We start from the raw sequence: 12,046 nt of genomic DNA, 5'->3' as shown, positions 1-12,046 counted from the left end.
TTTTTATTTTTTTGGATTTTGTTGAATTTTCTCTTGAAAATAGTTAAAATAAGAAAGGAATAGAATTTGTGGAGGGCGGCGTATTATGGAAAATTTCAGCACTCTTGTTCTTGCAGCAGGACTTGGTAAAAGGATGAAATCAAGACATCCTAAGGTAGTTCATAAGATTTGTGGGAAAGCTATGATAGAATGGATTATTATGAATGTAAAAGCTTTAGGTTCAAATGATATCGTTGTGGTGGTTGGCCATGGAGCAGATGAAGTGAAAGAGATTTTAAAAGATAGTGTAAAATATGCATTACAAGAAAAACAGCTTGGCACAGGACATGCTGCTATGCTTGCATTAAGTTTACTGCCCGATAAGGGAGATATAATGATTCTAACAGGCGATACCCCTCTTATTACCGCAGATAATCTAAAGGAATTTATGAAATTTCATTCACAAAAAAATAATGCTGTCACAATTTTATCGGCTATTATTAATGACCCTGAAGGCTATGGAAGGATTATTAGAGATAAAGATGGAAATGTTATAAAAATAGTAGAACATAAAGATGCCACAGAAGAACAAAGGAATATCCATGAAATAAATTCTGGTATATACATTATAAAAGCAGAATATTTAAAGAAATCCTTAGGGCTTATAAAAAATGATAATATACAGGGTGAATATTACTTAACTGATGCCGTTGAAATCATAAAAGAAATGGGAGGAAAAATTGGAGCATTTAATGTAAAACCTGAAGAAGTAATGGGAGTTAATTCAAGGATGCAACTTTCACAGGCTGAAAAGATTATGCAGATGAGAATTAATTATAAACTCATGGATAAGGGTGTTACATTAATTAACCCTGAAAATACCATTATAGGACCAGATGTGGAAGTTGGAATTGATACAATTATTTTTCCAGGCACTTTAATCGAGGGAAAGACAGTAATTGGAGAGGATTGCGAAATAGGACCAAATTGTCATATCGTTTCTTCAAGGATAGGCAACGGATGTAAAATAGAATATTCAGAAATACTTGAATCACAGCTTGGTGAAAATATCAAGGTAGGTCCATATGCCCGGATAAGACCTGATAGCATTATACATGACAATGTAAAAATGGGGAATTTCGTAGAAATTAAAAAATCCGTTATTGGCAAAGGAACAAAGGTACCCCATTTAACATATATCGGTGATGCAGAGGTTGGAAAAAATGTAAATATGGGATGTGGTTCTATTGTTGTAAATTATGATGGCAAGAAAAAACACAAGTCATTTATCGGGGATAATGTTTTTGTAGGATGTAATGTAAATTTGGTTTCGCCTGTAAAAATTGGCAGTAATACATTTATAGCGGCAGGTTCAACGATAACCGATGATGTTCCGGATGGAGCAATGGCGATAGCCAGAAGCCGTCAGATAATAAAAGAAGGTTGGATAGAAAAATATAATAAAAAAGGAGAGTTATAAAATTGGCAAGGTATGGAGGTACTATAAAAATATTTACCGGTAATTCTAATCCGGTACTGGCAAAAGAGATTGCCGAAAATTTAGGAATCACCCTTGGAAATGCGGAGGTAAGCACATTCAGTGATGGTGAGATAAGTGTAAAAATTGGTGAAAGCGTAAGGGGTACAAATGTCTTTGTAGTTCAATCGACATGTGATCCTGTAAACAACAATTTAATGGAACTTTTAATTATGATGGATGCATTTAAGAGGGCATCAGCATATGAAATTACTGCTGTGATACCGTATTATGGTTATGCAAGGCAGGATAGAAAAGCCAAAGCAAGAGACCCTATTACCGCAAAGCTTGTGGCAGACCTTATAACAATTGCTGGGGCTGACAGGGTTTTGACAATGGACCTTCATGCTGCACAGATACAGGGCTATTTCAATATACCTGTCGATCATCTTCTTGGAGGTTCAATACTTGCAAAATATTTTATAGAAAAAGAGCTTGGTGATGATATTGTAGTGGTATCCCCTGACCATGGAAGTGTTGTAAGGGCAAGATATTTTGCTGAGAAATTAAACGCTTCAATAGCTATTATTGATAAAAGGAGACCAAAAGCCAATGTTGCGGAGATAATGAATATAATCGGTGATGTAAAAGGGAAAAAGGCAATTTTAGTTGACGACCTTATAGATACAGCAGGAACCCTTGTACAGGGAGCAGAGGCACTTATGGAAAAAGGTGCTAAAGAGGTATATGCATGTGCTACACATGGTGTATTATCAGATCATGCCGTTGATAAAATTGCAAATTCACCGATAAAAGAACTTATAATAACAGATACCATTCCATTGCCTGAGAGCAAGAAAATCAGCAATATTAAGGTGAAATCGACTGCACCGTTACTTGCAGAGGCGATAAAAAGAATATATGAGGGCATGTCGGTAAGCAAGTTATTTATATAGGCATTTATATGCCTTTTTTTTAAAAGGAAAAGGAGTATATTTATGGTACAATTATATTGTGCAAAGATGTTTCAAATCTGAAAAAGGGTGATTTTATGGGTGAGAATCATAAAATATATATTATTGATGATGACAGAAATATATGTGAAATAGTATCACTATATCTTGAAAAAGAAGGATTTCAAACGGTAAAGATAAGTAATGGAAAGGATGCTCTTGATAAATTACATGAAGAAATCCCAAGACTTATAATTTTGGATTTAATGCTCCCAGGAATTGATGGGATATCTCTTTGCAAAGAAATAAGGAAATTTTCCGATGTACCTGTTATAATACTTACTGCAAAAGGTGAAACATTCGATAAGGTTTTAGGTCTTGAAATAGGTGCGGATGATTATATTGTAAAACCTTTTGATAGCAAGGAACTGCTTGCAAGGGTAAAGGCTGTACTTAGAAGATATGAGCAAAATAAGGAAAAAGGTGATTATATTTCATTTCCTGAATTATCCGTAAGTTTAAGCGAATATAAAGTCTTGTATAAAGGTGAAAGTATAGAATTAACACCAAAGGAATTAGAACTTTTATACTTTTTATGCTTACATCCAAATAAAGTTTTTACAAGGGATCAACTACTTGAAAATGTTTGGGGTTATGATTTTATGGGTGACAGTAGGACAGTTGATGTTCATATTAAAAGGCTTAGAGAGAAAATAGGAGACGGTCCCAACTGGAAACTTTCGACGGTGTGGGGTGTTGGATATAAATTCGAGGTGAAATAGTTTGGCAAAAAACAGACTCTTTAAAAAGCTTTTTATTACAAATATACTTATAATATTGATAACCATGATAATACTTTCGGGTTTTTTTTATTTAATGTTTCAGAATTATTATTTTGCGGAAAAAGAAAAAATAATGATCGAAGAAGGTCAACAGTTAAATATGATAATTAGTGAATTTACGGTTGGAGATGTAGATGTGGATAAACTTAATCAGGAATTAAGTGTTGTTGATAGATTGATTAATGCCACTATATGGATTGTAAGTAGGGACGGGCTCATATACAGTCAGTCCAGTCATTTAGAAAAAAATTGGGTTGGCATAACATTAAGCAAGGATGAGATTGAAAATATTCTTAAAGGTCATACGATTATAAAAAGGGGATATTTTGGAGGCAGATTTTCGCAGCCGGTATTGACGGTAGGTTTGCCTTTGAAAATATCCGGAAATATTAAAGGCGCAATATTTATGCATGCACCCATTTTAGAGATGAATAAAACATTGATGGATATTTTTTTTATAATGATTATTTCAATGGTAATTGCTATAATCATTGGAGGTGTTCTTATATCATTTGCTTCAAAAAAGATATCAGAACCTTTAAAGGAAATGAGTTCAGCCGCATTAAAAATGGCTAAAGGAGACTTTTCCACAAAGATTCAGGTTGCAGGTGATGATGAAATCACAGACCTTGCTATATCTTTTAATAAGATGTCAAGAGAACTTGAACAAATGGAGGATGTCAGGAAAGAGTTTGTGGCAAATGTATCCCATGAACTGCGTTCTCCATTAACTACAATACAGGGGTATATAGATGGAATAATTGATGGGACAATACCACAGGATAGTTTAATAAAATATTTAAAGATTGTTCAGGAAGAAACCCGCAGGATGTCGAGGTTAATATCAGGTTTATTAGATATTACAAAGATGGAATCAGGAAAATTTCCGCTTAATATCACAGATTTTGATATAAATGAGTTGATAAGAATAACAATCATTAAAATGGAATCACGAATCAATGAGAAAAAGATTCATGTAAAAGTTGATTTTGACTATGATAAGAATATTGTTCAAGGAGATAAAGATAAAATTGAACAGGTTTTAACAAATTTATTCGATAATGCTATTAAATTTTCTGAAGTAAATGGTTATATTCATGTTTATACAGAAAGAAAAGAAAGCAAACTTTATATAACAATACACAATATGGGGGAAATAATACCAGAAGAAGATATTGAGCATATATGGGATAAATTATATAAAGTTGATAAATCCAGAAGCGGTAATACAGGAGCAGGTCTTGGACTTTATATCGTAAAAAATATTATAAACAAGCATGATGAAGAAATTTGGGCGGAAAGCAAGGAAAATGAAGGTACAACCATTACATTTACAATGAAGTTGAAAAATGATTAAAAAAAATTCACATTTAGTTCATGATTTATTCATAAATTAAGTGTATCATATAATGCGAGAGATAAAAAACTCTCCTTGACCTCCCTTATTAAATAGTAGCCCGGATTATTTTCGGGCTACATTTTAAATTTTAAAAAATATTCACATACCATTCATAATTTATTTAAAAATTGCTGTTATAATGTGAGATAAGAATAAAAAATAAAAGGGGTGTTGAAAATGAATTTCGACAATGATTTTAATAAAGACAATTCAATAGAAAATACTCAAGAGATATCCAGTGGTAACAGTGATACACAACCTATTTCAAGAGTTGAATTTAGAAGCAATAAAAAAAGTGTTGGCAGAATGGTTAAAAGATTTAGAAGAAAGATGTTTGTATATTTTGTAGTAGTAGCTTTAGTTTCAGCATTGGTTGGAGGTGGAGTAGTAGCTGGAGTTGTGAAATATTCAGGGATTGGTTCGCAACAGGTAATAAACAGATATTTACCCCTTTCATCAAATGATAATAATCCCGGTCTTATTGCAAACATAGCAAAGATTGTAAGCCCTGCTGTAGTTGGTATTGATACAAGCGTAGCATATTCAAATGGATATAGGAGCGCACTTGTTCCTCAGGGGAGTGGTTCAGGAATAATATTTAATTCTCAAGGATATATAGTTACAAATTATCATGTAATAAACGGGGCATCTAAAATAATGGTAAATCTATCAGATGGCAGAAAATTTCCTGCAAGGCTTATTGGTAAAGATGATAAAACAGATTTAGCAGTTCTTAAAATTGATGGTACTAATTTACCTGTTGCTAAATTTGGCGATTCATCTAAACTTCAAGTTGGAGAAGTAGCGGTTGCAATAGGAAATCCACTTGGAGAAAGTTTTGCTGGAACCGTTACTGCAGGAGTAATCAGTGGATTAAACAGGAATCTTCAAAGTGATTATGGTCCGGTCAAATTAATACAGACAGATGCAGCCATAAATCCCGGAAACAGCGGTGGTCCACTTGTAAACGGCAAAGCTGAGGTAATCGGAATTACCAGTGTTAAACTTACATCAACAGGAGGGTCATCAGGAGCAGATCCCTTTGGAATATTCCAAAGTCAAGGGACACCGGTAGAAGGTATGGGGTTTGCCATACCAATAAATGAAGCAAAACCGATTATAGACCAGCTGATAAGTCATGGATATGTTGAAAGACCTGCAATGGGTATAGCGGTGCAGTCGGTAACACAGCAGGATGCACAACAATATAATATTCCGGTAGGGGTATATGTTGTTGAAGTACAGCAGAATGGTGCTGCAGATAAAGCAGGATTCAAAGCAGGTGATATAATTACAGCTATTGACGGTACTCAGGTAAAAACCTTTGAAGAATTACAGAATATCTTATATAAGCATAAGGTTGGGGATAAGGTTAATGTTGCATTGTGGAGAAATGGTAAAACATTGAATTTGCAGGTTCAATTACAAAGCAGTGCAAATACACAATAAAAAAGCAAAAAACGGCTCTTTGATTAACCAAAAGAGCCGTTTTTTTGCACAAATTAAGCAGTATTTTTTTTCGCTGTTTTTATGATATAATAAAAAATAGTGCAAGGAGGTAAGAACATGTTTATAATAGCTGGGCTTGGGAATCCCGGTCGTGAATATGAAGGAACAAGGCATAACATGGGATTTGAAACGATAGATATTCTTTCACAGGAATTAAATATAGATGTATCAATGCTTAAGTTTAAATCTTTGATGGGTATAGGAAGTTATAAAGGAGAAAAAATAATCCTCTTAAAACCCCAAACTTTTATGAATTTAAGCGGTGAAGCAATATATGAAATCGTGAATTTCTATAAAATTCCCCTTTCAAATCTTATTGTAATATATGATGATGTAAACCTTGATGTCGGTTATATAAGAATAAGGCAGAAAGGCAGTGCAGGCGGACATAATGGCATGAAATCGATTATATATCTTTTGAATAGTGAGGATTTTCCTCGTATACGTATAGGAATAGGCAAACCAGAGAATGACCTTACAGGATATGTGCTGAGGAAATTTGATAAGGAAGATGCAAAATTAATAAAAGGAGCATTATTAAAAGCTTCAAAAGCTGTACTTGATATTATAGAAAACGGAGTTGAACATGCCATGAATATGTTTAACGGCAAATAAAAATGTGGATAATAGCGGGATTAATTGGAATTATTACAGCATATATGGTTAATAAATTATCTGCAGGGGAATATGGGGATGCAGCTATAATATATGCAAATGTATTTGTTGCAGCATTAATTCATGGATACCGGAATAGGATTATGTTGAGGTGATACAAAGTTGTTTATAAAGACCATAGGGAATTTAAGAGAAATAATCGATTTAAGAGAAGCTATAGCGGGCGGAAAAACACCGGTTTTAATTTATGGTCTGACTGATTCACAAAAGTCCCATATTACACATTATATTATGAAAGAATTCAAAAAAAAGGTATTATTTATTACATATAATGATGTACAGGCAAGGATGATATATGAAGACTTAGATTCATTCACACATGGGAATGCTTTTCTCTATCCTTCACGGGATGTGTTATTTTTCAAGATAGAAGCAGCAAGTCTTGATGTGATCGGAAGAAGGCTGATTACGATAAAAAATGTTCTTGATGATGAGCCCCATGTATTTGTTGCATCAATAGATGCACTATTGAATAAGATGATACCACAGGAATTATTTAAAAAATACACATTTAATTATAAAATGGGTGATACACTAAATATCGAAAAGCTTGCGAAAGACCTTGTTATAATGGGATATGAGAGGGTTCCTTTAATAGAGGGAAAGGGTCAGTTCAGTATCAGAGGGGGTATAATCGATATATATTCACCTATGGATACTGATGCGTATAGGATAGAACTATTTGATGATATTATTGATTCAATCAGAAAATTTGATATTTTCTCGCAGCGTTCGATCCAAAATATTAACGAGATAGTCCTGTTTCCAGCAAGGGAATTTATACTGGAGAATGAAAATATTAAAAATGGTGTAACAAATTTAAGCAGGAATTTGAATTCATATTTATCAAAGATAAAGGAAACTAATAGTGGACGTTTAGAAAAGGTCCATAATAAGTTTGATGAAATCATGGAGAGGATTACTGAATCCAAAAGTCTTGCTAATATCCCTGGAATGGTAAATTTCTTTTACCCTGAAACATATTCACTTATAGATTATTTTGATGATGTTATTATAATATTAGATGAAAATTTAAGGATAAAACAAAGAAGTTATAATATTTTAACCGAGTTCGAAGAAAATTTTAAATTATTGCTTGAAGCAGGAGAGGTTTTACCAGAACAGGCAGGGCTTTTGTACAGGTATGAAGATATAACTAAAAAGCTTGATGGCAGGACTTATCTGCTGATGAATACCCTTGTGAAAGCTGATAATGAAATACAACCGAAAATAATTGTTAATTTTGTATCAAAAACGATGCATCCATTTCATGGGAAGATTGAACTATTGGCAGAGGATTTAAAATATTATAAAAAAAATGGTTATAGAGTACTGATTTTATCAAGTAATATAGAAAGGGCACTGATACTTAAAAATACCCTTTTAAATTATGGTTTTGAGATTCCGGTTGTCGAGGATGAGGAATATGATATCCCTGAAGGAGGTATTGCAATATATCCGGGAACTATAAGCAAAGGCTTTGAATATGTTGATGCAAAGTTTACAGTAATTAGTGATGTTGAGGTATTTGGACAATCAAGGAAAGCCAGAAAGGCAGTAAAAATTAAAAATGGCAGTAGGATAAAGAATTTCACTGAGCTTAATGTCGGTTCATATATAGTACATGTAAATTATGGTATTGGCAAATATGAAGGTATCGAGAAAATAACCGTTGATGGGATAACAAAGGATTATTTAAAGATTATTTATGCAGGTGGTGATAAACTTTTCATACCGGTAGAGCAGTTTGATTTAATACAAAAGTATATAGGACCTGAGGATAAACCTCCAAAGTTAAATAAACTTGGAGGAAGTGAATGGGCAAGGGCTAAAAAAAAGGCTAAAAAAGCAGTTGAAGAACTTGCGAAGGATTTGCTAAAACTATATGCAAAAAGGCAGACAATGAAAGGATTTGCTTTTAGAAAAGATACCCCATGGCAAAAAGAATTTGAAGATAAATTTCCTTATGAGGAAACAGAGGACCAATTAAGGTGCATTCAAGAAATAAAAGAAGACATGGAAAAAGAAAAGCCAATGGATAGGCTTTTATGCGGGGATGTAGGATATGGCAAAACGGAGGTTGCATTAAGAGCTGCATTTAAAGCGGTGGTGGATGGTAAGCAGGTGGCATTTTTGTGTCCAACCACTATACTTGCACAACAGCATTATACGAATTTTATTCGGAGATTCAAAGATTTTCCAATAAAAATAGAAATGTTAAGCAGATTTAGGAGACATAAAGAACAGTTAAATATAATAAAATTACTTAATGAAGGGGTTATAGATATTATAATTGGTACACACAGGCTGCTTCAACAGGATATAAAATTCAGGGATCTCGGTTTACTTATAATTGATGAAGAGCAGAGGTTTGGGGTTACACATAAAGAGAAAATCAAAAAGTTTAAAGAAAATATTGATGTTCTGTCATTATCTGCAACACCAATTCCCAGAACCCTTCATATGTCTTTGATAGGCATCAGGGATATGAGTGTACTGGAAAATCCACCTGAGGACAGATATCCTGTTCAGACTTATGTAGTAGAATTTAATGAGGAAATGATAAGAGATGCAATCTTGAAGGAAATTGGAAGAGGAGGACAGGTGTATTTTGTATACAATAGGATAAATGGGATAAATAAAATGGCTTCATTGATAAATGAACTTATACCTTATTGTAGGGTTGGAATTGCCCATGGACAGATGGAAGAAGATAAATTAGAAAAAATAATGGTAGACTTTTTAAATAACGAATATGATGTACTTGTATGTACAACAATTATAGAAACAGGTCTTGATATACCTAATGTGAATACAATAATTGTTTGTGATGCCGATAGGATGGGTTTATCACAGTTATATCAGCTTCGCGGAAGAGTTGGTAGATCAAATAGATTGGCATATGCTTATTTTACCTATAGAAGAGATAAGATACTTACAGAAGTTGCGGAAAAAAGGCTTGAAGCCATAAAAGAATTTACGGAGTTTGGTTCAGGGTTTAAAATAGCCATGAAGGACTTGGAAATAAGAGGTGCGGGAAATCTCTTAGGGGCTGAGCAGCATGGGCATATTGATGCAGTTGGATATGATATGTACCTTAAGTTTCTTGATGAAGCAATTAAAAGCTTAAAAGGGGATTTAAAGGAGGAGAAAATAGATACCGTTATTGACATTAAAGTAAATGCATATATAGATTCTTCATATATAGAAGATGAAAATCAGAAGTTAGAAATGTACAAAAAAATTTCACAAATAGAAACGAAGGAAGATATGGAAGATATTATAGACGAACTTATTGATAGATTCAATGAATATCCAAAACCGGTTGAAACACTTCTTGATGTTGCATACCTTAAAGTACTTGCACAACAGGTTAGTATTACTGATATAATTGAAAAAAATTCTTCTGTTTTGTTAAAATTTAAAGATATTAACTCTGTAAAGGCAGGTATAGTTGAATCTTTAACTAAAGAATATAAGGGCAATTTAATGTTTTCTGGTAAGGTTCCTCCATATCTGACATACAGAATAAATAAAAAGGAAAACATTACAAAAGAATTGATAGGGCTTTTGGAAAAGCTTAAAAGTTTGCAGATGCATTAAATCTAATATATAATAAGTAATATATAAAAATGAGAGGATGAGTAATTTGATACTAAAAAAGGCATCAACTATAATAATTTTTTTAGTCATAGCAGTTTTTTTGACATCATGTTCATCAAGTAAAAATATTGTAGCAAAGGTTAATAATCAGGATATAACATCAAAAGAATTTACTGATACCTTTAATACGGTAAAAAATCAGATTAAAAGCAATCCGCAGTACAATAAAGATGTATGGAATAAGGATTATAATGGTAAAAAGCTGATTGATGCTGTTAAGGAAAATGTCATGGACAACCTGATAATGGAGAAGATACTTCTTAAAGAGGCGCAAAAACAAAATATAACCGCATCAAGCAAAGAAATAGATGATGAATATAATAAAGAAAAATTGGCGAATAAAGATATAACAAAAGAAGAGGCAAAAAATAATTTATTGATAAACAAGCTTATAGACAGTTGGACAAAGGACGTAAAAATTTCTGATGAAGATATTAAAAAATATTATGAGAGCAATAAGAGCCAGTTTGAGGTTGTAAAAGCAAGCCATATTCTTGTTGCAGATGAAAAAACAGCAAATGAAATATATAACAAATTAATGCAAGGTGCAGATTTTGCACAAATGGCAAAGCAATATTCAATAGACACCAGTACAAAAGATAAAGGCGGTGAACTTGGAGAATTTCCGAGAGGGACGATGGTACAGGAGTTTGACAATGCGGTATTCAATCTTAAAGCCGGCGAGATTTCAAAACCTGTAAAAACTCAATACGGTTATCATATAATAAAATCCGAGGGTATTACTGTTAAATCTCTTGATGAGGTAAAAGATTATATAAAACAAAATCTTGAAGATAGTAAAAAGAAAGAAATATTTGACACGAAATATAATGAGTTAAAAAAAGATGCAAAGATTGAGAAATTCCCACAAAATATAAAGGTTACCGTTGATTAAAAAAGATACCAGATGGTGTCTTTTTTAATGTATAGAATTATGGGAAAATATAAATACTAATCTTGAATTTAAAAATTCAGGAAATGGAGGTACACATTTTGAAAGCGACAGGAATTGTAAGAAGAATAGATGACCTTGGTAGAGTAGTAATACCTAAGGAAATCAGGAGAACCTTAAGAATAAGAGAGGGAGATCCATTAGAGATATTTACTGACAGAGAAGGTGAAATAATTTTAAAGAAGTACTCTCCAATAAGTGAACTGGGAGATTTTGCACAGGAATATGCAGATAGCATATATCAATCGACAAAACAATCTGTATGCATCACAGACGGAGATAATGTTATAGCTGTTGCTGGTATACCTAAGAAGGACTTAATGGAAAAACCAATAAGTTCTGAGCTTGAGAAATATATAGAGGAAAAGAGAACAATTATATTAGGTGAAGGAAAGGAAAAAGGAGTGATTGCTATAGCCGAAGGACAGGAGTTTATGCCTGTTTCTCAAGTGATAGCCCCTATTATTTCAAGGGGTGATACAATAGGCTCAGTGATAATATTTACAAAGGAAAATGGTATGACTTTGACGGAAATTGAGGCTAAAATAGCCGAAACGGCTGCAACATTTTTAGGTAAACAGATGGAAGAATAAAATA

Annotated in this window: 10 protein-coding genes; all 10 read left to right on the top strand. The window is 33.0% G+C overall.

Annotated elements, in window-relative coordinates; translation table 11 throughout:
- Positions 1-85: 85 nt before the first annotated feature.
- The 10 genes from glmU to spoVT all read left to right on the top strand — a co-directional run bounded on the left by glmU (position 86) and on the right by spoVT (position 12,042).
- Entirely contained in the window at positions 86-1,459 is a 1,374-nt protein-coding gene (glmU, locus tag AC0LWJ_RS08245; protein ID WP_474238784.1) for a bifunctional UDP-N-acetylglucosamine diphosphorylase/glucosamine-1-phosphate N-acetyltransferase GlmU, read from the top strand.
- A gap of 2 nt (positions 1,460-1,461) precedes the next feature.
- Positions 1,462-2,412, top strand: a complete 951-nt coding sequence (locus AC0LWJ_RS08240) for a ribose-phosphate pyrophosphokinase (protein ID WP_474238782.1) — start codon at positions 1,462-1,464, stop codon at positions 2,410-2,412.
- A 95-nt stretch (positions 2,413-2,507) separates the two neighbouring features.
- On the top strand, positions 2,508-3,191 hold the full coding sequence (locus tag AC0LWJ_RS08235; RefSeq protein ID WP_474238779.1) for a response regulator: 684 nt from the start codon (positions 2,508-2,510) through the stop codon (positions 3,189-3,191).
- Between the two features lies 1 nt (position 3,192).
- Positions 3,193-4,608: a HAMP domain-containing sensor histidine kinase gene (locus AC0LWJ_RS08230; protein ID WP_474238777.1), complete on the top strand. Its 1,416-nt coding sequence runs from the start codon at positions 3,193-3,195 to the stop codon at positions 4,606-4,608.
- Between the two features lie 219 nt (positions 4,609-4,827).
- Positions 4,828-6,099, top strand: coding sequence for a S1C family serine protease (locus AC0LWJ_RS08225; protein WP_474238775.1), 1,272 nt, complete (start codon positions 4,828-4,830; stop codon positions 6,097-6,099).
- A gap of 117 nt (positions 6,100-6,216) precedes the next feature.
- The gene (gene pth, locus AC0LWJ_RS08220) at positions 6,217-6,774 is read left to right on the top strand and encodes an aminoacyl-tRNA hydrolase (RefSeq protein WP_474238771.1); all 558 of its coding nucleotides are present in this window, start codon (positions 6,217-6,219) and stop codon (positions 6,772-6,774) included.
- A gap of 2 nt (positions 6,775-6,776) precedes the next feature.
- Entirely contained in the window at positions 6,777-6,929 is a 153-nt protein-coding gene (locus AC0LWJ_RS08215; protein ID WP_474238767.1) for a hypothetical protein, read from the top strand.
- A gap of 7 nt (positions 6,930-6,936) precedes the next feature.
- Positions 6,937-10,437, top strand: coding sequence for a transcription-repair coupling factor (mfd, locus tag AC0LWJ_RS08210; protein ID WP_474238764.1), 3,501 nt, complete (start codon positions 6,937-6,939; stop codon positions 10,435-10,437).
- A 49-nt stretch (positions 10,438-10,486) separates the two neighbouring features.
- Positions 10,487-11,392 (top strand): peptidylprolyl isomerase, encoded by a 906-nt coding sequence (locus AC0LWJ_RS08205; RefSeq protein ID WP_474238812.1) that lies wholly within the window; start codon positions 10,487-10,489, stop codon positions 11,390-11,392.
- Between the two features lie 98 nt (positions 11,393-11,490).
- A complete protein-coding gene (gene spoVT / locus AC0LWJ_RS08200) occupies positions 11,491-12,042 on the top strand; it encodes a stage V sporulation protein T (protein WP_284680174.1) in 552 nt (183 codons plus the stop codon).
- The last annotated feature ends 4 nt before the right edge of the window (positions 12,043-12,046 follow it).

Source organism: Aceticella sp. 75b-Ac (assembly GCF_056032965.2).
The sequence above is the reverse complement of the archived record's forward strand: the minus strand, read 5'-3'. Positions and strand labels throughout refer to the sequence as shown.